This is a genomic window from Streptomyces sp. NPDC048659 (genome assembly GCF_040650575.1).
Taxonomy (GTDB): Bacteria; Actinomycetota; Actinomycetes; order Streptomycetales; family Streptomycetaceae; genus Streptomyces.
In genome coordinates, this window is sequence record NZ_JBEZHM010000032.1 from 61,753 (window position 1) to 86,315 (window position 24,563).

Annotated in this window: 17 protein-coding genes; 10 read left to right on the forward strand and 7 right to left on the reverse strand. The window is 74.4% G+C overall.

All coding sequences use genetic code 11. The features are described from left to right. Nucleotides 1-330 precede the first annotated feature (330 nt). Nucleotides 331-2,874: an alpha-glucan family phosphorylase gene (glgP, locus tag AB0C99_RS23625; RefSeq protein ID WP_362478285.1), complete on the forward strand. Its 2,544-nt coding sequence runs from the start codon at nt 331-333 to the stop codon at nt 2,872-2,874. A 36-nt stretch (nt 2,875-2,910) separates the two neighbouring features. Here the strand turns inward: glgP and AB0C99_RS23630 are convergent, their stop codons facing one another. The 4 genes from AB0C99_RS23630 to AB0C99_RS23645 form a co-directional block, all read right to left on the reverse strand. Next, nucleotides 2,911-4,461, reverse strand: a complete 1,551-nt coding sequence (locus tag AB0C99_RS23630) for a histidine kinase (RefSeq protein WP_362478288.1) — start codon at nt 4,459-4,461, stop codon at nt 2,911-2,913. Then, on the reverse strand, nt 4,454-5,110 hold the full coding sequence (locus AB0C99_RS23635) for a response regulator transcription factor (protein ID WP_362478291.1): 657 nt from the start codon (nt 5,108-5,110) through the stop codon (nt 4,454-4,456). Before AB0C99_RS23635 ends, AB0C99_RS23630 begins: the two co-directional genes overlap by 8 nt. A gap of 102 nt (nt 5,111-5,212) precedes the next feature. Further along, the gene (locus AB0C99_RS23640; protein ID WP_362478294.1) at nt 5,213-7,237 is read right to left on the reverse strand and encodes a M4 family metallopeptidase; all 2,025 of its coding nucleotides are present in this window, start codon (nt 7,235-7,237) and stop codon (nt 5,213-5,215) included. 205 nt (nt 7,238-7,442) lie between these two features. After that, nucleotides 7,443-8,354 carry a TetR/AcrR family transcriptional regulator C-terminal domain-containing protein gene (locus AB0C99_RS23645; protein ID WP_362478297.1) on the reverse strand — a complete coding sequence of 304 codons (912 nt, stop codon included), beginning with the start codon at nt 8,352-8,354 and terminating at the stop codon, nt 7,443-7,445. 126 nt (nt 8,355-8,480) lie between these two features. On the opposite strand from AB0C99_RS23645, the gene AB0C99_RS23650 reads away from it, so the two are divergent. Next, nucleotides 8,481-10,067 carry an MFS transporter gene (locus AB0C99_RS23650; protein ID WP_362478300.1) on the forward strand — a complete coding sequence of 529 codons (1,587 nt, stop codon included), beginning with the start codon at nt 8,481-8,483 and terminating at the stop codon, nt 10,065-10,067. A gap of 79 nt (nt 10,068-10,146) precedes the next feature. On the opposite strand, the gene AB0C99_RS23655 is transcribed toward AB0C99_RS23650, so the two are convergent. Together AB0C99_RS23655 and AB0C99_RS23660 are read right to left on the reverse strand one after the other, a co-directional pair. Beyond that, entirely contained in the window at nt 10,147-12,126 is a 1,980-nt protein-coding gene (locus tag AB0C99_RS23655; RefSeq protein ID WP_362478302.1) for an ABC transporter ATP-binding protein, read from the reverse strand. Beyond that, nucleotides 12,123-13,913 (reverse strand): ABC transporter ATP-binding protein, encoded by a 1,791-nt coding sequence (locus AB0C99_RS23660; protein ID WP_362478304.1) that lies wholly within the window; start codon nt 13,911-13,913, stop codon nt 12,123-12,125. Before AB0C99_RS23660 ends, AB0C99_RS23655 begins: the two co-directional genes overlap by 4 nt. A 127-nt stretch (nt 13,914-14,040) precedes the next feature. Here AB0C99_RS23660 and AB0C99_RS23665 point away from each other — a divergent pair, with 127 nt between their 5' ends. From AB0C99_RS23665 to AB0C99_RS23680, 4 genes are read left to right on the forward strand one after another with little or no spacing between them, the layout of a single operon-like run. Beyond that, the gene (locus AB0C99_RS23665; RefSeq protein WP_362478307.1) at nt 14,041-14,943 is read left to right on the forward strand and encodes an ABC transporter ATP-binding protein; all 903 of its coding nucleotides are present in this window, start codon (nt 14,041-14,043) and stop codon (nt 14,941-14,943) included. Beyond that, a complete protein-coding gene (locus AB0C99_RS23670; protein ID WP_362478310.1) occupies nt 14,940-15,686 on the forward strand; it encodes an ABC transporter permease in 747 nt (248 codons plus the stop codon). The genes AB0C99_RS23665 and AB0C99_RS23670 overlap by 4 nt, the downstream gene beginning before the upstream one ends. After that, the gene (locus AB0C99_RS23675; protein WP_362478313.1) at nt 15,683-16,999 is read left to right on the forward strand and encodes a sensor histidine kinase; all 1,317 of its coding nucleotides are present in this window, start codon (nt 15,683-15,685) and stop codon (nt 16,997-16,999) included. Before AB0C99_RS23670 ends, AB0C99_RS23675 begins: the two co-directional genes overlap by 4 nt. Beyond that, nucleotides 16,992-17,627 (forward strand): response regulator transcription factor, encoded by a 636-nt coding sequence (locus tag AB0C99_RS23680; protein WP_362478315.1) that lies wholly within the window; start codon nt 16,992-16,994, stop codon nt 17,625-17,627. Before AB0C99_RS23675 ends, AB0C99_RS23680 begins: the two co-directional genes overlap by 8 nt. A gap of 186 nt (nt 17,628-17,813) precedes the next feature. Here AB0C99_RS23680 and glgX read toward each other — a convergent pair whose 3' ends face one another. Further along, the gene (glgX, locus tag AB0C99_RS23685; protein WP_362478318.1) at nt 17,814-20,021 is read right to left on the reverse strand and encodes a glycogen debranching protein GlgX; all 2,208 of its coding nucleotides are present in this window, start codon (nt 20,019-20,021) and stop codon (nt 17,814-17,816) included. Nucleotides 20,022-20,178: 157 nt separating this feature from the next. On the opposite strand from glgX, the gene AB0C99_RS23690 reads away from it, so the two are divergent. From AB0C99_RS23690 to AB0C99_RS23705, 4 genes are all read left to right on the forward strand, one after another. Continuing rightward, a complete protein-coding gene (locus AB0C99_RS23690) occupies nt 20,179-21,390 on the forward strand; it encodes an Ig-like domain-containing protein (protein WP_362478321.1) in 1,212 nt (403 codons plus the stop codon). Between the two features lie 219 nt (nt 21,391-21,609). Beyond that, a complete protein-coding gene (locus AB0C99_RS23695) occupies nt 21,610-22,857 on the forward strand; it encodes an Ig-like domain-containing protein (protein ID WP_362478323.1) in 1,248 nt (415 codons plus the stop codon). Nucleotides 22,858-22,943: 86 nt separating this feature from the next. Next, nucleotides 22,944-23,711, forward strand: coding sequence for an enoyl-CoA hydratase-related protein (locus tag AB0C99_RS23700; protein ID WP_362478326.1), 768 nt, complete (start codon nt 22,944-22,946; stop codon nt 23,709-23,711). A gap of 144 nt (nt 23,712-23,855) precedes the next feature. Then, nucleotides 23,856-24,359, forward strand: coding sequence for an ATP-binding protein (locus AB0C99_RS23705; protein WP_362478328.1), 504 nt, complete (start codon nt 23,856-23,858; stop codon nt 24,357-24,359). The last annotated feature ends 204 nt before the right edge of the window (nt 24,360-24,563 follow it).

Sequence of the window (24,563 nt, forward strand, 5' to 3'; positions counted from 1 at the left end):
TTGCGCTCTTTCTAGCTCCGTCGACGGCCGGCGGGTTGCGGGCATGACCGCTCCTGTGCGCGTTCACTCGGATGGCGGGTCTGGAAGGAGTAAGAAGGGGTACGGGGAGGAGCCTTCCCACGGTTTTCGGGTGGGCAATCCGGCGCTTTGTTAACTACTAGGGCGTAGCCGGACCGGCAAGAACACGTCCCGGACAAGAAATCGGCCCGCTCCTTGTCGGACGGGGCCGGTTTCCCCCGCCCCCGCGCGGGCTAGCGTCTCGGACGGAACCCCGGCCGCACAGCGTGGTGCTTCCGCTCCGCTCCGTCACACCCTGCGAAGGTGGAACACGTGAAGGCAATCCGTCGATTCACCGTGCGCCCCGTCCTCCCCGACACCCTTCGACCCCTCGCCGACCTGGCGCGCAACCTGCGCTGGTCCTGGCACGAACCCACCCGCGAACTCTTCGACTCGCTCGACCCGCTCGGCCACGCCGAAGGCGACCCCGTCCGCGTGCTCGGCGCCATCGACACCGCGCGGCTCACCACGCTCGCCGCCGACCAGGACTTCCAGGCCCGGCTGCGCGCCGCCGCCGACGAGCTCGACCGCTACCTCCACGAGCCCCGCTGGTACCAGCGCCAGGGCGGCGAACCGCCCGCCTCCATCGCGTACTTCTCGCCCGAGTTCGGCGTCACCGCCGCCCTGCCCCAGTACTCCGGCGGCCTCGGCATCCTCGCCGGCGACCACCTCAAGGCCGCCAGCGACCTCGGCGTCCCGCTCATCGGCGTCGGACTCCTCTACCGCCACGGCTACTTCCGCCAGTCCCTCTCCCGCGACGGCTGGCAGCAGGAGCACTACCCGGTCCTCGACCCCGGCGAGCTCCCCGTCACCCTGCTCCGCGAGCCCGACGGCACCCCCGCCCGGATCACCCTCGCCCTGCCCGGCGGCCGCAGCCTCCACGCCCACCTGTGGATCGCCCAGGTCGGCCGGGTCCCGCTGCTCATGCTCGACTCCGACGTCGAGGAGAACGCCCCCGGCGAACGCGAGGTCACCGACCGGCTCTACGGCGGCGGCAGCGAACACCGGCTGCTCCAGGAGATGCTCCTCGGCATCGGCGGCGTCCGCGCCGTCCGCACCTGGTGCCGGCTCACCGGCACCCCCGCCCCCGAGGTCTTCCACACCAACGAGGGCCACGCCGGCCTCCTCGGACTCGAACGCATCCGCGAACTCGCCGGACACGGACTCGACTTCGACGCGGCCCTGGAGACCGTCCGGGCCGGCACCGTCTTCACCACCCACACCCCCGTCCCCGCCGGCATCGACCGCTTCGACCGCGCCCTGGTCGCCCGCCACCTCGGCGAGGACGGCGAACTCCCCGGCCTCGACACCGGCCGGATCCTGGCCCTCGGCGACGAGACCGCCCTCGGCGGCGAGACCGGCGTCTTCAACATGGCCGCCATGGGCCTGCGGCTCGCCCAGCGCGCCAACGGCGTCTCCACCCTGCACGGCTCCGTCAGCCGCGCCATGTTCGCCGGCCTCTGGCCCGGCTTCGACGGCGAGGAGGTCCCCCTCACCTCCATCACCAACGGCGTCCACGCCCCCACCTGGACCGCCCCCGAGGTCGCCCGGCTCGCCCCCGACGCCGACGACCGCACCCTCTGGGAGCTCCGCCGCACCCTGCGCGAACGGCTCGTCACCGACGTCCGCCGCCGGGTCCGGGCCTCCTGGCGGCAGCGCGGCGCCGCCGCCGCCGAACTCGGCTGGACCGACACCGTCCTCGACCCCGACGTCCTCACCATCGGCTTCGCCCGCCGGGTCCCCTCGTACAAGCGGCTCACCCTGATGCTGCGCGACAAGGACCGGCTGCGCGCCCTGCTGCTCCACCCCGAGCGGCCCGTGCAGCTCGTCGTCGCCGGCAAGGCCCACCCCGCCGACGACGGCGGTAAGCGGCTCGTCCAGGAACTCGTCCGCTTCGCCGACGACCCCCGGGTCCGCCACCGGATCGTCTTCCTCCCCGACTACGGCATGGGCATGGCCCGCGGCCTCTACCCCGGCTGCGACGTCTGGCTCAACAACCCGCTGCGCCCCCTGGAGGCGTGCGGCACCAGCGGCATGAAGGCCGCGCTCAACGGCTGCCTCAACCTCTCCGTCCTGGACGGCTGGTGGGACGAGTGGTTCGAGCCCGACTTCGGCTGGGCCATCCCCACCGCCGACGGCGCCGCCGCCCGCGACGAGGACCGCCGCGACGACCTGGAGGCCGCCGCGCTCTACGAGCTGATCGAGCGCCGGGTCGCCCCCCGCTTCTACGACCGGGGCCCCGACGGGGTGCCCTCCGGCTGGACCACCATGGTCCGGCGCACCCTGCGCGACCTCGGCCCCAAGGTGCTCGCCGACCGGATGGTCAAGGAGTACGTGACCCGGCTCTACGCCCCCGCCGCCGAGGCCCACCGGGCGCTCGGCCCCGCCGGGGCCCGCGCGCTCGCCGACTGGAAGGCCCGGGTGCGCGGCGGCTGGCCGAAGGTGTCCGTCGACCACGTCGAGATCGGCGACGGCCTGGAGGACGCCGAACTCGGCGCCACCCCCGCCGTCCGGGTCCGGGTCGCGCTCGGCGACCTCACCCCCGACGACGTCGAGGTGCAGGCCGTCACCGGCCGGGTCGACCCCGACGACCGCCTCCTCGACCCCCGCGCCACCGTCCTCAAGCCCACCGGCGGCCCCGACCTGGAGGGCCGGATCCCCTACGGCGGCACCCTCTCCCTCGACCGCACCGGCCCCTTCGGCTGCACCGTCCGGGTACTGCCCGCCCACCCGCTGCTCGCCCACCCGGCCGAGCCGGGCCTGGTCGCGCTCCCGGCGGAGACCGGCGGCGACAACGGGGGAGTGATCCTGCGCTAGGGCCGGCGATACGGCGGTACGGGGCGGGCGCCGGGCTCACGGCACCTCCGCCCGGTCCGCCAGGTGGCCGGCCCGGAAGCAGAGCCGGTACACCGGGATCGCGGCGAACATCGTCGCCCGGTAGTACAGGCACTCGTCCATCCCCGGCGGCTCCGCCGGGGCCCGGGCCGGCCGCCCGTCCAGCGGCCGGTCGGGCAGCCGCTCGCCCACCTCCGCACGGGTCTGCCCCAGCCGGATCCTCGTGTAGTCCTCCGGCTCCAGATACGACTGGTGCTGGGTGTACAGCGCCACCCCCGCCATCAGCAGCCCCAGCGCCGCCAGCAGCGCCAGCGGGATCCAGATCGCCCGCGCCAGCCCCCGCCGCACCTCGCGCCGCGCCCGGTCCAGCTCCCGCGCCGAGCGGGGCGCGGCGGGGCGCGCGGCGGGCGGGTGCGGCGGCAGCGCGGCGGACAGCTCGAAGCCGCCCCCGGGGGTGACCCGCTGGCCGAGCGTGCCGCCCGCCAGCCGCACCCGCTCGTCCAGCCCGACGAGGCCCGTGCCGCCCGAGGCGAGCCCCGACCGCCCGGCCCCGGCGGGCCCGCTCACCACCCGCACCCGGACGGTCCCGGCGGGCCGCCCGGGGTGCTCCGGATGGTCCAGGTGGACCTCCACCGGCGCCCCCGGCGCGTGCTTGGCCGCGTTGGTCAGGCCCTCCCGCACCACCCGGTGCACCGCCCGCGCGGTCATCTCCGGCAGCGGCGCGGCCCCGTCCCGCCGCGGGGACTCCCGCAGCTCGACCGGCATCCCGGACGCGCGGGCGCGGGCCACCAGTTCGGCGACGGTCTCGTCCGCCGGGGCGACCGGCGCGTCGGCCGCCTCCTCGTCGCCCTCGCGCAGCACCCCGATGATGTCCCGCAGCCGCCCGGTGGCGTCGGCCGCCGCCCGCCGCAGCTCGCCCGCCGCCCGCTGCTGGTCCGGGCCGAGCGCCGGGTCCACCTCCAGGGCGCCCGCGCGGATCGCGATCAGCGCCAGGTCGTGGCCGAGCGAGTCGTGCATGTCACCGGCGATCCGGGACCGCTCGCGCAGCCGCTCCCGGTCGGCGACGGCCGCCTGTTCGTGCTCCATCCGGTCGGCCAGCTCCCAGCCGCTGCGCACCAGCCGGTCGTACTGGCGGGCGTAGCGCCCGATGAGCCAGGGCGCGACGACGGCCAGGGCCAGCGACAGGAGCAGCGCGAACCACACCCCGAGCGGCCGGCCGGTGAGCCGGACGAGCGCGAGGCCCGCCAGGGGCACCGCCCCGAACAGCCACAGCGCCGGGCGGACGGCCTCGGCCCGGCGTCCGGCGAGACAGCCGAAGGCGACCAGGGCCAGGGTGTACGAGGGGGTGAAGAGCTCGGGGCTGGTGGCCAGCGAGGCGGCCACCACGAGGGCGAGCGGGACGGTGGGCCAGCGCCGTCCGAGCGCCACGCACACGGCGAGCACGGCCGCGCCGACGGCGACCCGGGGCCAGGAACCGCCGTCTTCCGGGTCGGACTTCAGCAGGACGGGGACGCAGAGCAGCAGCCACAGCGCGAGGTCGAAGGCCCGCTCCCGGGCCCGCTCAGGCACCGGGCACCAGCCCCGCCTCGTACGCGAGGATCGCGAGCTGCACCCGGTTGCGCAGGCCGACCCGGCCGAGGACGGCGCTGACGTGGGCCTTCACGGTGCCCTCGACGACGTACAGGCGCTCGGCGATCTCCTGGTTGGACAGGCCCGCCCCGACGAGCGCGACCACCTCGCGCTCGCGTCCGGTCAGTGGCTCCAGGCGGGCGCGGGCCTCGGCGGCGCGGGAGAAGCGCCCGCCGCCGAGGGTGTCGAGGACCCGGCGGGCGACGGTGGGGGAGAGGTAGGCGGCGCCCTCGGCGACCGCCCGTACGCCGGCGATCAGTTCGCGTGGGTCGCCGGACTTGAGCAGGAAGCCGCTGACGCCGCTGCCGAGGGCGCGGGTGATGTACGCGTCCTCGGAGAAGGTGGTGAGCATGACGACGGCGGTGCCGGGCGCCGCCGTCCGCAGCTCCTCGGCGGCGCCGAGCCCGTCGAGCCGGGGCATCCGGATGTCGAGCAGGACGACGTGGGGGCGGTGCAGCCGGGCCAGTTCCACGGCCTCGTGGCCGTCGCCGGCCTCGGCGACCACCTCGATGCCCGGGTCGGCGGCGAGGATGGCCCGGACCCCCGCCCTGATCATCGTCTCGTCGTCGGCCAGCAGCACCCTGATCATCCGGCCACCCTACGCAGACGCGCGGACGCCCGGAGGGAGCGATCCCTCCGGGCGTCCTGGCGGTGTCTCAGCCGCGCCGGCCGGGGCCGGCGCCCTCCCGGCTTACGGGAAGGTCAGCTTGAACTGGTTGATGTAGCCGGTGTCGATGGACGCCTTGTCCTGGACACGGAGCTGCCAGACGCCGTTGGCGACCTCGGAGGAGGCGTTCACGGTGTAGGTCTGGCTGATGTTGTCGGCGCTGCCGCCGGCGCGGTTGTGCAGGTTGTAGACCGAGCCGTCGGGGGCGACGAGGTCCACGACGAGGTCACCGATGTAGGTGTGGACGATGTCCACGCCGACCGAGAGGGCGGCCGGGGCGTTGCCCGTCACACCGGAGACGGTCACGGACGAGGTCACCGCGGCGCCGTTGTCCGGGATGGACACGTCGGTGTCGTTGGTGAAGACCGTGCCGCCGGGGTTGCCGCCGCCGGGGCGCGGACCGACGTTGATGCCGGCCCAGGCGTTCTGCACGGCCAGGACCTCGGGGCTGGTCGCGCCGTAGAGGTCGGTCGCCGCGGCGATCGTGCCGGTGCGGGCACCGGCGTAGTTGGTGCTGGAGTTGAACTTGGTGGTGAGCGCCTTGAACCAGATCAGCGCGGCCTTCTCCCGGCCTATGCCGGTGACGGGCAGGCCGTCGGAGGTCGGCGAGTCGTAGTTCACGCCGTTGACGGTCTTGGCGCCGCTGCCCTCGGAGAGCAGGTAGAAGAAGTGGTTCGCCGGACCCGAGGAGTAGTGGACGTCGATGGAGCCGATGCCCGAGTACCACGCGTCCTTGGACGAGCCGTCCTTGCTCGGCTTGTCCATGTAGCGCAGCGGGGTGCCGTTGCCGCGGATGTCGATCTTCTCGCCGACGAGGTAGTCGCCCGGGTCGGACGTGTTGTTGGCGTAGAACTCGACGGCCGCCGCGAAGATGTCCGAGGTGGCCTCGTTGAGGCCGCCGGACTCGCCGCTGTAGACCAGGCCGGCCGTGTTCGAGGTGACGCCGTGGGTCATCTCGTGGGCGGCCACGTCGATGGAGGTCAGCGGCTTGGTGTTGCCGGACCCGTCGCCGTAGGTCATGCAGAAGCAGGAGTCCGACCAGAACGCGTTGACGTACGCGTTGCCGTAGTGGACCCGGGAGTACGCGCCGACGCCGTCACCGCGGATGCCGGAGCGGCCGTACACGTTCTTGTAGTAGTCCCAGGTGAGCGCGGCACCGTAGTGCGCGTCGGCACCGGCGGTGGCGCGGTTGGACGTGGTGCCGTTGCCCCAGACGTCCGTGGTGTTGGTGAAGAGGGTGCCGGTGCCGGAGCCCGTGCCGCCGTTGAGGTCGTACGTCTTGTGGTTGCCGCGGCCGGTGTCGGTCAGGCTGTACGACGGGGCGGTGCCGAGGGTCACCTGGCCGCTGTACTGGGTGTTGCCGACGCCGGTCTCGATGGCCTGCCACTCGTAGAGCTTCGCCCCGGACGTGGCGTCCGTGATGACGTGCAGCTCGTTGGGCGTGCCGTCGTGCTGGAGGCCGCCGACGACGGTCTCGTACGCGAGGACGGGGGTGCCGTTGGCGGCCCAGACGACCTTGCGCGGGGCGCGGTCGGCCTTGGCCTTCTTGGAGCCCTCGGCGGTCGCGCGGCCCAGCGCCTGGCGCTCGGCGGCGGCCGGGGCGAGGGTGGCGGTCGTGTCGACCTTGCTGATGTCGGCGCGGGTGGCCTTGGTGACGGACGTGGTGGCGCCCGCCTTGGTCGCCTCGACGATGAGGTCGCCGCCGAGGACCGGGAGGCCCGCGAAGGTGCGCTCGTAGCGGGTGTGCGTCGACCCGTCGCGGTCCTGGATGACGTCCCGGACGACCAGCTTCTCCTGGGCGCCGAGGCCGAGGCGCTTGGCCTCCGCCGCGGTGTCCGCCTGGGCGGCGCGGATCAGCGCGGCGCGCTGGGCCGGCGAGAGGTCGGCGGGCAGCTTGCCGGGGTTCGCCTGCGAGGCGACCTGCGCCTTGGGGGCGGCGCCGAACTGGTCGGCGGTGGCGGAACCGGTCTGCACGCCGACGGCGAGCATGGCGGCGGCAGCGATCAGGGCGCCGGTCGCGGTGGCGCGACGGCTGGGCGTGGATCTCACGCAGACTCCTTTTGCGAGGGGGGTACCGGGGGCACGGGGTGGCGCCGCCCGGGCTGAGCAAGCAGAGCTGTGGAGCACGTCCGGGTGATGCGCCGGACATTGGTGCGAAGAGCCGGGGGAGAGAGTGGCAGTCGTGGCCGCCATCTGTCAGGAGCGCGTCAACAAGTTGGCCGGAAACGCTCCGCAGTCCGAAGGTCACTGTTCGTTAAGCGGACGTTTCGTCGATCATGGTCGCGATGCCGTCCAGCGTTCTCCCGAGGCCGAATTCAAAGAGAGAGTCCAGGCTCATGGGGAACATCAGCTCTCCGGCCATGGCGTGCAGGGAGGGGTACGTTCCGGCGGACTGGATCGCATCGAACCGTGGCTCATTCTCGTCCATCCACTCGCCCCCGGAGAGCCCCGAGTCCTGCCGCGCCCGCGCCTCCAGTTCGCCCGCCATTCCCATCCCTTGGACATAGGCGAGGAGCGTCAGATGCGTGAACAGCTTCCGCTCCGCCGACAGCGGCGTGGACCGCAGCACCCCCAGCACCCACTCCGCGTACGCCATCGCGTGCGGCGCCGCCACCGGCCGCACGAAGCCCGCCATCGCGTGCGCCATCCACCCGTGCCGCGCGTACACCCCGCGCAGCCAGCGCGCCGCCCGCTCCAGACCCGGCCGCCACTCCGCCGGCACCGGCCCCAGCGGCACCTCCGCGAACACCGCGTCCGCCATCAGCCGCACCAGCTCGCCCTGCCCCGGCACCTGTCGGTACAGCGCCGTCGTCGGCACCGACAGCGCCGTCGCCAGCCGCCGCATCGTCACCGCGCCGAGCCCCTCCGCGTCCGCCAGCGCCACCGCCGCCGCCACGATCCGCTCCCGCGACAGCCCGCCGCCCGCCGGGCCCCCCGCCGGATGCGCCGCAGGGTCCACCACCACCGTGCCGACCCCCGGCTCCGGCCGCACCAGACCCTCCCGGCGCAGCTCCGCGAGCACCTTCGTCGCCGTCGCCATCGCCACGCCCCACTCGCGGGTGATCGCCCGCGTCGACGGGACCCGCTCCCCGGGCGCCAGCTCCCCCGACCGGATCCGGTGGCCGATCTCGGCGGCGATGGACAGATACGGCGGTCGGCTGCTCATGGGCGCGGAGTGTACTAGTGCGCCCGAGGTGCCCCAACCCCCGCCCACCAGGCCCTTCTTCGTGCTTGACAGGGGTGCACTAGGGCGGGCCTGGCGACCCGTCCGGCGCACTGCTTCCGTGCCCCCATGACGCTCACCACCCCGCCCCGCGCCCCCGGCGCCCCGCTCGCCGGCCGCCGCGAATGGACCGCCCTCGGCGTCCTGATGCTGCCCCTGCTCCTCGTCTCCATGGACGTCTCCGTCCTCTACTTCGCCCTCCCCGCCATCGCGGCCGAACTCCGCCCCGGCGCCACCGCCCAGCTGTGGATCCTCGACGTGTACGGCTTCGTCCTCGCCGGGCTCCTCATCACCATGGGCGCCCTCGCCGACCGGATCGGCCGCCGCCGGCTCCTCCTCGGCGGCGCCGCCCTCTTCGGCCTCGCCTCCTGCGCCGCCGCCCTCGCCGACAGCGCCGCCGGGCTCATCGCCGCCCGCGCCCTCCTCGGCGTCGGCGGCGCCTGCCTGATGCCCGCCACCCTCGCCATGGTCCGCACCCTCTTCCGCGACGAGGCCCAGCGCGCCAAGGCCGTCACCGCCTGGACCGCCGTCATGGCGGGCGGCGTCTCCCTCGGGCCCGTCCTCAGCGGCGCGCTCCTCGAACACTTCTGGTGGGGCTCGGTCTTCCTCGTCAACCTGCCCGCCATGGCCCTGCTGCTCGTCCTCGGCCCCCTCCTGCTGCCCGCCGGGCGCGGCGGCGGGGCCTGCGGCGGCGGGGCCTGCGGGGCCGGGTCCGAGGGCGCCGGGTCCGAGGGTGCCGGGTCCGACGGCGCCGCCGCGGCCGGGCGCTTCGACGGCTGGAGCGCGCTGCTCTCCCTCGCCGCGGTGCTGCCCGTCGTCTACGGCGTCAAGGAGTTCGCCCGGCACGGCTGGTCCTCCGGCACCGGGCCCGCCGCCCTCGCCGTCCTCGCCGGGCTGTGCGCCGGCGCCGTCTTCCTGCGCCGCCAGACCCGGATCGCCCGGCCCATGGTCGACCTCGCCCTGCTGCGCCGGCCCGCCTACGGCGGCTCCGTCCTCGTCAACCTGCTCGCCATGGCCGCGATCGTCGGCTTCGCCGTCTTCACCACCCAGTACCTGCAGTCCGTCCTCGGCCAGAGCCCCTTCGAGGCCGCCCTGTGGAGCCTGCTGCCCACCCTCGGCGTCATGGGCGCCGCGCCCCTCGCCACGGCGCTCGCCCGGACCGTCGACCGGGCGTACGTCATGACCGGCGGCCTGCTCCTCGGCGCCGGCTGCTTCGCCCTGCTCGCCCGCACCGACCTCGGCACCCCGCTGTGGGCCGTGCTCGCCGCGAGCGCCGGATACGCGGGCGGGCTCGTCTCCGCCATGACCCTCGGCAACGAACTCGCCCTCGGCGCCGCGCCCGTCGAGCGCGCCGGGTCCGCCGCCGCGGTCCTCGAATCGGGGCAGGAGCTCGGCGGCGCCCTCGGCATGGCGCTCCTCGGCGCCCTCGGCGGCGCCGTCTACACCGCCGCCATGCCCGCCTCGGCGCCCGCCGCCGCCCGCGAGACCCTCGGCGGGGCCCTCGGCGGCCCCGGGCCCGTCCTGGCCGCCGCCCGCGCGGCCTTCACCGAGTCCCTCGCCGCCGCGGCGGGTGGGGCGGCGCTGCTGATGCTGGTCGCGGCGGGGCTCGCGTACGGGCTGCTGCGGGGGAAGCGGCGGGGGGTTTCCGGGGGGTGAGGGGGGTGAGGGGGGTGAGGGGGGCGGTGCGGTGCGGGGTGGGGTGGGGTGGGGGTTGTTCCTTCGGGGCTTCGCCCCGTCAGACCACCAGGCTGTCCCGCCAGGCGCGGTGCAGGCCCGCGTAGTGGCCCTCCGTCGCCGTCAGGGCCTTCGGGGTGCCGTCCTCCACCACCCGGCCCGCCTCCATCACCAGGACCCGGTCCGCCACCTCCACCGTCGACAGGCGGTGCGCGATCACCACCGCCGTACGGCCCGCCAGCACCGTGTCCATCGCCCGCTGCACCGCCCGCTCGCCCGGCACGTCCAGCGAGCTGGTCGCCTCGTCCAGGATCAGCACCGCCGGGTCCGCCAGCAACGCCCGCGCGAACGCCACCAGTTGGCGCTGGCCCGCCGAGATCCGGCCGCCCCGCCTGCGGACGTCCGTGTCGTAGCCGTCCGGCAGCGCGGCGATGAACTCGTGCGCCCCGATCGCCTTCGCCGCCCGCTCGATCTCCTCGCGGCTCGCCTCCGGGCGCCCGATCGCGATGTTCTCCGCCACCGTCCCCGAGAACAGGAACGCCTCCTGCGTCACCATCACCACGCCCCGCCGCAGCTCCGGCGTCGCCAGCTCGCGCAGGTCCGTCCCGTCCAGCAGGATCCGGCCCTCCGTCGGGTCGTAGAAGCGGGCCAGCAGCTTCGCCAGCGTCGACTTGCCCGCGCCTGTCGAGCCCACCACGGCCACCGTCTGGCCCGCCGGGATCGTCAGGTCGAAGCGCGGCAGCACCTCGCCGCCCGTCCGGTACGCGAAGCCCACGCCCTCGAATTCCACCTCGCGGCCCGGCGCCCCCGTCCGCTCGGGCAGCGCCCTCGGCTCCGCCGCCTCCGGGACCCCCGGGCGCTGCGCCAGCAGGCCCGCGATCTTCGCCAGCGACGCCGCCGCCGACTCGTACGAGTTGAGGAACATGCCGAGCCGGTCGATCGGGTCGTACAGCCGGCGCACGTACAGCACCGCCGCCGCCAGCACGCCCAGCTCCAGCGTGCCGCCCGCCACCCGGTAGGCGCCCCACAGGCACATCGCGGCCACCGCCGTGTTCGCCACCAGCCGGGAGCCCACCACGTACCGGGCCATCTCCAGCAGCGCGTCGCCGTTGCTCCGCTCGTGGCGCGCGTTGAGGACCGCGAACTCGGCGTCGTTCGCCGCCTCCCTGCGGAAGGCCCGGACCGGCCGGATGCCGTTCAGGGTCTCCGCGAACTTCACGATCACCCGGGCGATCGCCGTCGAGCGGACCGCGAACACCGCCGCGGAGCGCCGCCGGTAGCTGCGGACCAGCAGGTACAGCGGGCCGAACGACGCCACCGCCACCGCGCCGATGCCCAGGTCCAGCCAGAGCAGCAGCACCGCGATCGACACGAACGACAGCGCCACGCCGAGGAGTTCCTGGAGGCCCTCGGAGAGCAGCTCGCGCAGCGACTCCACGTCGGTCGTCGAGCGGGAGATCAGCCGGCCCGAGGTGTAGCGCTCGTGGAAGTCGACGCTCAGCGCCTGCGCGTGGCGGAAGATCCGGCCGCGCAGGTCGAGCAGCACGTCCTGGTTGACCCGGGCCGCCGTCCGTACGAACACGTACTGGAGGAGGCCGCTCGTCGCCGCGCAGGCCAGGTAGCCGAGGGCCACCGCGAGCACGGGGGTGTGGTCTCCGGCGCGGAACGCCGGTACGGCCCGGTCGATCGCGTACGCCACCAGGAGCGGGCCCGCCTGGAGGGCCAGTTGCTGGACCAGGAGGGCCAGCATGGCCGCCGTGACGCGGGCGCGGTGGGTGGAGAGGAGGTCGCGGAGGAGGCGGCCGGTCGCGCCGGGGGGTGTCGGCAGGTCGTCCTGGTCGAAGGGGTCCGCCTTCGCCGCTGTCGCTTCCGCCGCCGTTGTTTCCGTCGCCGTCGTGGGGGCGGGGGCCGGGGCGGGGGTGGGGGTGTCCGGACTGCGACCTTCACTTCGCTTCGCTCGTTGCGGGCGCCGCCACGTCCGGACACCCCCACCCCCGCCCCGGCCCCCTCGGGTCTGATTTCGGCTGTCCGTGTTCGTCATCGGGACTCCTCGGGGGCCGTTTCGTCGTCGCCTGACATCAGCCATCGGTATTCGGCGCTGCTTGCGAGCAGTTCCTGGTGGGTGCCGGTCGCCGCTATACGGCCTCCGGAGAGCAGGGCCACCCGGTCGGCCAGCAGGACCGTCGACGGGCGGTGCGCCACCACCAGCGCGGTCGTGCCGCGCAGCACCTCGCGCAGCGCCGCCTCCACCTTCGCCTCGGTGTGCACGTCCAGCGCGGAGAGCGGGTCGTCGAGGACCAGGAAGCGGGGGCGGCCCACCACCGCGCGGGCCAGGGCCAGGCGCTGGCGCTGGCCGCCCGAGAGGCTCAGGCCCTGCTCGCCGACCTGGGTCGCGGTGCCCTCGGGGAGGCGGGCCACGAAGGTCTCCGCCTGGGCCACCGCGAGGGCGCGGTCCAGTTCGGGCGGGCCCGCCCCGTCGTCGGCGCCCATCAGGACGTTCTCGCCGATGCTCGTGGAGAACAGGGTCGGCTCCTCGAAGGCCATCGAGACCAGCGAGCGCAGCCGGTCCCGGGGGATCCGGGTGATGTCCTCGCCGTCCAGCAGGATCCGGCCCCCGGTCGGCTCGTGCAGACGCGGGACCAGGGCGGTCAGGGTTGTCTTTCCCGAGCCCGTCGTCCCGACCAGGGCCAGGGTCTCCCCGGGGCGGATGTGCAGGTCCACCTCGGCCAGGACCGGGGCGGTGCCGGGGGCCGCGTCCGGGTAGGCGAAGGAGACCTTCTCGAAGGTCAGGCCCGTGGTGTGCGCGCGGGGGGAGGGGGTGGGGTCGTCCTCCTCCTCGGGGGCGTCCATCACCTCGAAGTAGCGTTCCGTCGCCGTCGCCGCGTCCTGGCTCATCGCCAGCAGGAAGCCGATCGACTCCACCGGCCAGCGCAGCGCCAGCGCCGTCGACAGGAACGCCACCAGGGTGCCCGCCGACAGCTCCCCGTCGGCCACCTGGAGCGTGCCCAGCACCAGCGTCGCGCCCACCGCCAGCTCGGGCAGCAGGGTCATCACCGCCCAGATCCACGCCAGCAGCCGCGCCTTGGCCAGCTCCGTGCCGCGCAGCTGGGCGGCCAGGTTCCGGAAGGCCGCCGTCTGGTCGCGGTGGCGGCCGAAGCCCTTGACGATCCGGATGCCGAGGACGCTCTCCTCCACCAGCGTCGTCAGGTCGCCCACCTGGTCCTGGGACCGCCGGGTCACCACCGCGTAGCGGCGCTCGAAGAACGAGCAGAGGAACACCATCGGCGCGACCGGCGCCAGCAGGACCAGGCCCAGCGTCCACTCCTGGGCGAACAGCACCGCGTAACCGGCCAGGATCGTCACCGCGTTGACCAGCAGGAAGGTCAGGGGGAAGGCGAGGAACAGGCGGACCAGCATGAGGTCCGTCGTGCCCCGGGACAGGAGCTGGCCGGAGGGCCAGCGGTCGTGGAAGGCGATCGGCAGCCGCTGGAGGCGGTGGTAGAGGTCGGCGCGCATCGACGCCTCCACCCCCGCGAGCGGGCGCGCCACCAGCCAGCGGCGGACCCCGAAGAGGACCGCCTCGGCGATGCCCAGCAGGAGGAGGTACAGCGCGCCGAACCACACCCCCCGCTGGTCGCCCGCCGTGACCGGGCCGTCCACCAGCCACTTCAGGACGAGGGGGATGACGAGGGAGAGACAGGAGGCCACGATCGCCACGAACGCGGCGGTGAAGAGCCGGGCGCGCACCGGGCGGACGTACGGCCACAGGCGCAGCAGCGTGCGCACGGTGGAGCGCGAGTGCTTGGTGGGTACATGTTCAGTGGGCATCAGGTCCGAGACTACGGTTCGCCCCTGACATCGCTCATGTGGTTTTCCGCCATCAACCGATCGGCTGACCGCGGGTCGAGCGGGATGGCCGATACCGGCGGGAGCCCGTTCTCGCGAGCCTGGGGTCATGCCCATGATCGAGGTACAGGACCTGCACAAGGCGTACGGCGCCCACAAGGCCGTCGACGGCGTGAGTTTCGTCGTGGAGGAGGGGGAGATCTTCGGGATCCTCGGGCCCAACGGGGCCGGGAAGACCACCACGGTGGAGTGTGTCGCCGGGCTGCGGGGCGCCGACCGCGGCACCGTCCGCGTCGCCGGGCTCGACCCCGTCGCCCGGCACGCCGACGTCACCCGGCTGCTCGGCGTCCAGCTCCAGCAGAGCGAGCTCCAGGCCAAGCTCACCGTCCGCGAGGCGCTCGAACTGTACGCCTCCTTCCACGAACGCCCCGCCGACTGGCGGGCCCTGGCCGAGCGGCTCGGCCTCGAAGGGCAGCTCGGCACCCGCTACGCCAAGCTCTCCGGCGGCCAGAAGCAGCGGCTCTTCATCGCCCTCGCCCTGGTCGGCGACCCCCGGGCCGTCGTCCTCGACGAGCTCACCACCGGACTCGACCCGCGCGGCCGGCGGGACACCTGGGCGCTCGTCGAGGACATCCGGCGCTCCGGGGTCACCGTGCTGCTCGTCACCCACTTCATGGAGGAGGCCCAGCGCCTCTGCGACCGCGTCGCCGTCATCGACAAGGGCCGGGTCACCGCCCTCGACACCCCCGCCGGGCTCATCCGCCGGTCCGGCGCCGCCCGCACCGTCTCCTTCGCCGCCGACACCCCGCTGGACCCCGCCGAACTGCTCGCCCTGCCCGGCGCCGTGCGCGTCGAGACCGCCGCCGGGCGGACCGTCCTCACCGGCGACGACACCACCGTCGACGCCTTCGTCCCGCTGCTCGCCCGCCGCGGCGTCACCGCCCGCGGCCTGCGGGTCTCCGACACCACCCTCGACGACGCCTACCTCGACCTGACCGGAGCCGACCAGTGACCACCGCCGCCGCCCGCACCGTCCTGCGCACCGAGATCCGGCTCTTCGGCCGCGAACCCGCCGCCCTGTTCTGGGTGATGGCCTCGCCCACCGTGCTGCTCGTCATCCTCGGCTCGATCCCCTCCTTCCGCGAGCCCGCCGCCGAACTCGGCGGACGCCGGGTGATCGACGTGTACGTGCCCGTCTCCGTGCTCTTCGCGCTCATCATGGCCGGGCTCCAGGCGATGCCCCCGGTCCTCGCCGGCTACCGCGAACGCGGCATCCTGCGCCGGATGTCCACCACCCCGGTCCGGCCCGCGACCCTGCTCACCGCCCAGCTCGTCCTGCACGGCGGGGCCGCCCTGCTCTCCGCGCTGCTCGCCATCGGCGTCGGACGGCTCGCCTTCGGCGTCGCCCTGCCCGCCGCCCCGGCCGGCTACCTCCTCGCCCTGCTGCTCGCCACCGGCTGCGCCCTCGCCATCGGCGCCGCCGTCTGCGCGGTCTCCCGCACCCAGAAGATCGCCACCGCCGTCGGCTCCGCCGTCTTCTTCCCCTCGATGTTCACCGCCGGCGTCTGGCTGCCCGTCCAGTCCATGCCGGATACGCTGCGCGAGATCGTCGGCTTCAGCCCGTACGGCGCCGCCTCCACGGCCCTGGACGCGGCGGCGGGCGGCGGCTGGCCCGGCTGGGGGCCGCTCGGGGTGATGGCCGTGTGGACGGTGGCGCTCACGGCGGCGGCGGTCCGGAAGTTCCGCTGGGAATGACGAGCGAGGGGGACGGGGTGACCGCGCACACGTCGGTCGAGGAACGCTGGCAGCAGTTCTTCCGCTGGGGGCCGTACGGGCTGCTCGCCGTCGCCGGGGCGCTCGCCGCGGCCTCCGCCGGGGAGCTGATGACCGCCACCCGCGCCGTCGTCGCCGGGATCCTCTCCGGCGCCGTCCTCGCCCTCCAGCTCTGGTGGCACGCCCACCAGCGGGCCGTCGACGGCGAGCCCCCCGACCCGCTGCCCGCCCTCCACGTCCCCGGCGCCCCCGGGCCCGCCTCCGTCGTCTACTTCACGCTGCGCACCGCCCTCGGCTTCGCGCTCACCTGGACCAACCCCTTCTTCGCCGTCTTCGCCTGCGTCGGCTACTTCGACGCCGCCCACCTCCTGCCGCCCCGGCCCGCCGCCGTCCGCGCCGGACTCCTCGCCGTCGCCCTCACCCTCGCGGGCTCCCAGTCCGGCGGCCTGCCGCCCCGCGGCCTCATGCAGACCGTCGCCTTCGCGGGCCTCTTCGTCCTCAACGGCTGCCTCGCCGTCGGCCTGTCCCACCTCGGCGTCAAGGACGCCGAGAAGGCCCGCGAACGCGCCGCCACCATCGAGGAGCTGGCCCGCGCCAACGCCCGCCTCGAAGAGGCCCTGGAGGAGAACGCCGCCCTCCAGGCCCAGCTCCTCGTCCAGGCCCGCGAGGCCGGCGTCGCCGACGAACGGCGGCGGCTCGCCGCCGAGATCCACGACACCATCGCCCAGGGCCTCGCCGGCGTCATCACCCAGCTCCAGGCCGTCGGCGCCACCACCGACCCCGCCCAGGCCGAGATCCGGCTGCGGCGCGCCGCCGACCTCGCCCGGCACAGCCTCGGCGAGGCCCGCCGCTCCGTGCAGAACCTCAGCCCCGTCGCCCTCGCCCACGCCGGCCTTCCCGACGCGCTGCGCGGCACCGTCGCCGACTGGGCCGAACGCACCGGCGTCGACGCCCGGTTCACCGTCACCGGCACCGAGCACCCGGTGCACGAGGAGATCGCCGCGACCCTGCTGCGCATCGCCCAGGAGGCCCTCGCCAACGCCGAGAAGCACTCCGGCGCCACCCGCGCGGGTGTCACCCTCTCCTACATGGGCGACGAGATCACCCTGGACGTACGCGACGACGGCCGGGGCTTCGACCCGGCCGCCCTCCCCGCCCGCCACCGCACCGGCGGCTTCGGCCTCGCCGGGATGCGGGCCCGCGCCGAACGCCTCGCGGGCGCACTCACGTTGGAGGCCGAGCCCGGCATGGGCACGGCCGTCAGCGCTCGCGTACCGTTGGCGCCCCATGACTGAGATCACCCTCCTGCTCGTCGACGACCACCCCGTCGTCCGCGACGGCCTGCGCGGCATGTTCGAGAGCGACCCCGGCTTCCGCGTCCTCGGCGAGGCGGCCGACGGCGTCGAGGGCGTCGCCCTCGCCCTGCGCCTCGACCCCGACGTCGTCCTCATGGACCTGCGGATGCCCGGCGGAGGCGGCGTCGAGGCGATCGGCGCCCTCGTCCGGCACGGCGCCCGCGCCCGGGTCCTCGTCCTCACCACGTACGACACGGACACCGACACCCTGCCCGCGATCGAGGCGGGCGCCACCGGCTACCTCCTCAAGGACGCGCCCCGCGAGGAGCTGTTCGCCGCCGTCCGGGCCGCCGCCGAAGGCCGCACCGTGCTCTCCCCGGCCGTCGCCGGCCGCCTCGTCACCCGCGTCCGCACCCCCGCCGCCCCCGCCGACGAGAGCCTCTCCGCCCGCGAGAAGGAGGTCCTCGAACTCGTCGCCCGGGGCACCTCCAACCGCGAGATCGCCGCCCAGCTCTTCCTCAGCGAGGCCACCGTCAAGACCCACCTGACCCACATCTACGCCAAGCTCGGCGCCAAGGACCGCGCGGCGGCCGTCGCCGTCGGCTACCAGCGCGGCATCCTCGGCTGACCCCGCGCCCAACGCCAACGAACCCCGCACCGAAAGCCAACGACAGCCGCCCCGCCCGGCCCCACACTGGACCCGCACGGGGCGGTCCACGGGGGCTCGACGGACCGCCACGTGCCCCTTCCCCCGCCGGCCACCGCCGTCGCGCCGCGGTGGCCGCCGGGGGCCGGGCTCCCGCCGGGCCCTGCCCTAGCCCCCCACCCGCAGCAGCACCACCGACCGCCCCGCCACCGTGATCGTCCCGCCGCCCCGGTGCACCGTGCCCGGGGCGTGGGACTGGTCCTCCGGGGCCGTGTCCACGAGCCGTTCGTACGACCGGGCCCACGGCGGGCCCGGCAGGCGGAAGTCGACCGGGCGGGGGCCCGCGTGGAGGACGGCGAGGAAGCTGTCGTCGGTGACCCGGTCGCCGCGGGCGTCCCGGCCCGGTATGTCGCGGCCCGACAGGTAGAGGGCGAGCGTGGCGGCGGGGGCGTACCAGTCGGCCTCCGTCATCTCGGTGCCGTCGGCGGTGAACCAGGCCAGGTCCCGCAGCCCGTCGGCGGCCGGCCGGCCCGAGAAGAAGGCGCGGCGGCGCAGCACCGGGTGGCGGTGGCGCAGGTCGAGCAGGCGCCGGGTGAGGGCGAGGAGCTGGGCGTGCCCGGGGTCGTCGGCCAGGCTCCAGTCGAGCCAGCCGATCTCGTTGTCCTGGCAGTAGGCGTTGTTGTTGCCGCCCTGGGTGCGGCCCATCTCGTCGCCCGCGACCAGCATCGGCACCCCGGTCGACAGCAGCAGCGTGGTGACCAGGTTGCGCAGCTGGCGGCGGCGCAGGGCGTTGATCGCGGGGTCGTCGGTCTCGCCCTCGGCGCCGCAGTTCCAGGAGCGGTTGTCGTGGGTGCCGTCCCGGTTGCCCTCGCCGTTGGCCTCGTTGTGCTTGCGCTCGTAGCTGACCAGGTCGCGCAGGGTGAAGCCGTCGTGGGCGGTGACGAAGTTGACGGAGGCGTACGGGCGGCGCCCGCCCCAGGCGTACAGGTCGCTGGAGCCGGAGAGCCGGTAGCCGAGGTCCCGGACGTCGGGCAGCGCGCCGCGCCAGAAGTCCCGCACGGCGTCCCGGTAGCGGTCGTTCCACTCGGTCCACAGCGGCGGGAAGGCGCCCACCTGGTAGCCGCCGTTGCCGACGTCCCAGGGCTCGGCGATCAGCTTGACCCGGCGCAGCACCGGGTCCTGGGCGATGACCGCGAGGAAGGGGGAGAGCATGTCGACGTCGTGCATCGAGCGGGCGAGGGCCGCCGCCAGGTCGAAGCGGAAGCCGTCCACGCCCATCTCGGTGACCCAGTAGCGCAGGCTGTCGGTGATCAGCCGGAGCACCTGCGGCTGCACGACGTGCAGGGTGTTGCCGCAGCCGGTGTAGTCGGTGTAGCGGCGGGCGTCGGACGGCAGCCGGTAGTAGCCGCGGTTGTCGATGCCCTTCAGGGACAGCGTGGGGCCGAGCTCGCCCGCCTCGGCGGTGTGGTTGTAGACGACGTCGAGGATGACCTCGATCCCGGCGGCGTGCAGCGCCCGCACCATCCGCTTGAACTCGCCGACCTGCTGCCCGGCGGTGCCGCCCGCCGCGTAGCCGGCGTGCGGGGCGAAGTAGCCGATGGAGTTGTAGCCCCAGTAGTTGGTCAGCCCGCGCCGCAGCAGGTGGTCCTCGTGGGCGAACTGGTGCACCGGCAGCAGTTCGACGGCGGTCACCCCGAGGCGTACGAGGTGCTCGATCGCGGCCGGGTGGGCGAGGCCCGCGTAGGTGCCGCGCAGCTCGGGCGGGATGCCGGGGTGGCGCGCGGTGAAGCCCTTGACGTGCAGTTCGTAGATGACCGAGTCGGGCCAGGGCGTCTTGGGCCTGCGGTCGTCGGACCAGTCGTCGTCGTCCTGGACGACCACGCCCTTGGGGACGTACGGGGCGGAGTCCCGTTCGTCGCGGACGGTGTCGGCGACGTGCTGCTGGGGCCAGTCCCGGACGTGCCCGTACACCTCGGACGGCAGCCGGAAGTCGCCGTCGACGGCCCGCGCGTACGGGTCGAGGAGCAGCTTCGCCGGGTTCCAGCGGGCCCCGGTCCAGGGGTCCCAGCGCCCGTGGACGCGGTAGCCGTAGCGCCGGCCGGGGCCGACGCCGGGCACGAAGCCGTGCCAGATCTCGTGGGTCAGCTCGGTCAGCCGCAGCCGGGTCTCGGTGCCGTCCGGGTCGAACAGGCACAGTTCGACGGCCTCCGCCCCGCCCGACCACAGCGCGAAGTTGGTGCCCGCGACCCCGTCGGGGCCGACCCGGCAGCGGGCCCCCAGGGGGGTCGGCGAGCCCGGCCACACCTCCGGGCCCGGCGGCCCCGCCCGGCCCTGGGCGCGCTCGGATACCGCCTCCTGCTCGGCTGCGCTCGACACGTCCCGGCCTCCCGCGGCTCTCCCTGCGCGGGGGGCGCGGCGTCCCGGCCGCTGTTCCCCGCGCGTGGTCCTCCCACCTGTTCTGCCCGCACGGCCGTCCTCCCAACATGACCCGCACGCACGTTTCCCCTGGAGGGTGGCCGTCGTTGGGCCGGTCGTGAGACATGTGACGAAGCGGGCGGGGTTCGCCCTCGCGGTGGCGGGACTGCTGGCGGGCCTCGCGGGCTGCACCGGGGCCGGCGGCGGCCTGGACGTGACCCTGCCGGGCAAGGCGCGGGCGCCGGGCGACGTGATCCGGGTGAGCCCCGAGGACGGCAGCCGCGGGGTGCCCGCCGAGGGGCCCCTGGAGGTGCGGGTGGACAGCGGGCGCCTGGAGAAGGTGTCGGTGGTCCAGGTGGAGGACGCGCAGCGCACCCGGGTGGCGGGCGAGATCTCGGCGGACGGGCTGCGCTGGCGGCCGGACGGCCGGACCCGGCTGGCGCTGGCCGCGAAGTACAGCGTGGACGCGGTGGCGCTGGACGCCCACGGGCGCCGCTCGGCCCGGCACACCACGTTCACGACGGTGGTCCCGGAGCACCGCTTCATCGGCTACTTCAAGCCGGAGAACCGTTCCACGGTCGGCACCGGCATGATCGTCTCCTTCTCGTTCAACCGCGAGATCGCCAACCGCGCGGAGGTCGAGAAGGCGATCCGGGTCGTCTCGGACCCGCCGGTCGAGGTCGTGGGGCACTGGTTCGGCAAGGACCGGCTGGACTTCCGCCCCGCCGCGTACTGGCGGCCGGGCACCGAGGTGACCGTCGACCTGGACCTGCGCGACGTCGAGGGCGCGCCCGGGGTGTACGGCATCCAGCGCAAGCGGGTCGGCTTCACGGTGGGCCGCTCGCAGGTGTCGCTGGTGGACGCCGAGCGGCACACGATGGAGATCCGCCGGGACGGGGACGTGCTGGCCACGCTGCCGATCACCGCGGGGGCGCCGAAGACCACCACGTACAACGGGAAGATGGTGGTCACGGAGTTGTACGAGGTGACCCGGATGGACGGGCGGACGGTCGGCTTCGGCGGCGAGTACGACATCAAGGACGTGCCGCACGCGATCCGGCTGACCGACTCGGGGACCTTCCTGCACGGCAACTACTGGGCCTCGGCGTCCACCTTCGGCTCGGCGAACGTGAGCCACGGCTGCGTCGGGCTGCGGGACGTGAAGGGCGGCGGGGCGGACACCCCGGCGGGCTGGTTCTTCGACCGGACGCTCATCGGCGACGTGGTCGAGGTGGTCAACTCGCAGGACAAGGAGGTCGCCGCGGACAACGGTCTGGGCGGCTGGAACATGGAGTGGAACCTGTGGAAGGGGGGCTCCGCGCTCCGCTGACCCGCGCCGCCGGGCCCGCCCGCGCCCCCTCGCGCGCACCCGCCTACCCGCCCGCCTCCGCGCCCGCCCGCGCACCCCGCGTGAACTGGGACTGAACGGTGACATTCGCGTGGAAGTTTCGTGTCCGGCGGTGTGATTATCTAACGCCGTGTGCGCGGGAGGATGCGTACGGGGGCGGGGCCCGAGCGGAGCCGGGTCGTGCGAGGGGAGAAGACCATAGTGAACGGGCAGCCGATATCCGGAGGGGCCGCCGGACGCCGGCGCCGAGGCGCCCGCCTGGGGGCGCTGGCGACGGGGACGCTGCTCCTCGTGCTGACCGCGTGCGGCGGCGGAAGCGGCGCCACCGGCGGCGGCAAGGGCGCCGAGGACCCGGCGGGCACCGGGGGCAAGCAGGAGATCGCGGCGTCCACCGCGGTCGTGACGATCGCCCCGAAGGACGGCGCCGACTCGGTCGCCACCAGCGGCGCGCTGAAGGTGACGGCCGATCAGGGCAAGCTGACCACGGTCACCGTCGCCGACACCAAGGGCACCCCGATCGAGGGGAAGATCTCCGCGGACGGCGCGAGCTGGGAGCCGTTGGGGCACCTCGCGGGCGGCACCCAGTACAAGGTGCACGCGATCGCGAAGGACGCGGCGGGCCGCGAGTCGGCGAAGGACACCACCTTCAGCACCCTCGTCCCGAAGAACACCTTCATCGGCCACTACACGCCGGAGGACGGCGCCACGGTCGGCGTCGGGATGCCGGTCTCGATCAACTTCACCCGGGGCATCACCGACCCGGAGGCCGTCGAGCGCGCCATCAAGGTGACGGCTGAGCCGCCCGTGGAGATCGAGGGGCACTGGTTCGGCAACGACCGCCTCGACTTCCGCCCGGAGGACTACTGGGCCGCGGGCACCAAGGTGACCGTGCACCTCAACCTGGACGGCGTCGAGGGCCGGCCGGGCGTGTACGGCAAGCAGAAGAAGACGGTCACCTTCACCATCGGGCGCCGCCAGGTCTCCACGGTGGACGCCGGCGCCAAGACGATGAAGGTCGAGCGCGACGGCAAGATCCTCAAGACGCTGCCGATCACGGCCGGCGCGCCGTCCACGACCACGTACAACGGGCAGATGGTCATCAGCGAGAAGTACAAGGTGACGCGCATGAACGGCGCCACCGTGGGCTTCGGCGGCGAGTACGACATCAAGGACGTGCCGCACGCGATGCGCCTGTCCACCTCGGGCACCTTCGTGCACGGCAACTACTGGGCCTCGGCCTCGACCTTCGGCTCGGAGAACGTGAGCCACGGCTGCGTCGGCCTGCGCGACACCCGCGGCGCCGGGGACAGCACGACCCCCGCCGCCTGGTTCTTCGACCGCTCGATCATCGGCGACGTGATCGTCGTGAAGAACTCCCGCGACAAGCAGATCAAGCCGGACAACGGCCTCAACGGCTGGAACATGTCCTGGTCGGAGTGGAAGTCCTGAGCCTCCCCGCCGCGTGACGAAGGGCCCCGGTGCTGTGACCAACGGCACCGGGGCCCCCGTCGTTAACGGCGGCTAACCTTCGGTCCATGACTGTGAACCTCGAAGTCGCCGACGGCGTCGGCACGATCCGGCTCGACCGTCCCCCGATGAACGCCCTGGACATCGCCCTCCAGGACCGGCTGCGCGAGCTGGCCGAGGAGGCGGGCGACCGCGACGACGTGCGGGCCGTGATCCTGTACGGCGGCGAGAAGGTGTTCGCGGCGGGCGCGGACATCAAGGAGATGCAGGTCATGGACCACGCGGCCATGGTCAAGCGGTCCCGGGCGCTCCAGGACTCCTTCACCGCGATCGCCCGCATCCCCAAGCCGGTCGTCGCGGCCGTCACGGGGTACGCGCTGGGCGGCGGCTGCGAGCTCGCGCTCTGCGCCGACTACCGGATCGCCGGGGACAACGCGAAGCTCGGCCAGCCGGAGATCCTGCTCGGCCTGATCCCGGGCGCGGGCGGCACCCAGCGCCTGTCCCGCCTCATCGGCCCCTCCCGGGCCAAGGACCTCATCTTCACCGGCCGCATGGTGAAGGCGGACGAGGCGCTGCGGCTGGGCCTCGTGGACCGGGTGGTGCCCGCCGCCGAGGTGTACGCGGAGGCGCACGCCTGGGCCGCGAAGCTGGCGCAGGGCCCGGCGATCGCGCTGCGGGCGGCCAAGGAGGCGGTGGACCAGGGCCTGGAGACGGACCTCGACTCGGGTCTCGCCATCGAACGCGCCTGGTTCGCCGGACTGTTCGCCACGGAGGACCGGGAGCGCGGGATGCGCAGCTTCGTCGAGGAGGGTCCGGGCAAGGCCAAGTTCGCCTGAACCGGGGCCGGTTCGGACGCCGCCGCCCCGCCGGGCGGCGGCCGACCGGGCCCTGTCGGACGGTTTTCCCGGAATTGTCGATTCCGGGTGGCTGATTCGAGTGGAACGGCCCCGCGTTCGGCCCGCTGCGGCCATGATGGGGGCATGGCGGGCCTGGATGGTATGGATCAACCGCGGCAGCGCGGCGGTGGGACCGCCGCCCGGTGGGTGCCGGCCGCGGAGGACGAGCGGGCCGCGGAAGCGCTCAAGGAGTACGGGAACCCCGCCGAGGAGGACGTCCGGCTGCCGTCCCGCCCGGAGTCGGCCGCGGTCGCGCGCCGGCTCACCCAGTGGGTCGTGCTGCGCCAGTGGGCGCTCGGGCCCCAGATCGCCGAGCACGCGGTGCTGCTCGTCTCCGAGCTGGTCGGCAACGCGGTGCGGCACACCGGCGCCCGGGTCTTCGCGCTGCGGATGCTGCGCCGCCGGGGCTGGATCCGGATCGAGGTGCGCGACCCCTCGCGCGGGCTGCCCTGCCTGATGCCGGTGCACGAGCTGGACACCAGCGGGCGCGGCCTGTTCCTGGTCGACAAGCTCTCCGACCGCTGGGGCGTGGACCTGGCCCCACGCGGCAAGACCACGTGGTTCGAAATGCGCGTCAGCGACCGCTAGCCGCCGCTTGCCTGCCGCCTCCGCCGCCGCCCGGACCGCCCCCGGACGCACGAAAGCCCCCGTCCGCCGTGGTGGGGCGCGTGGGGGCTTTCGTGTGAAGCGCCGTGGATCGGGGGGGTGTGTCCACGGCCGCCATGTCGACCTGGCCCGGGTCAATGGGGGTCGTGTCATCGACTATGACAGACGGAGGGCCGCTCCGCCAAA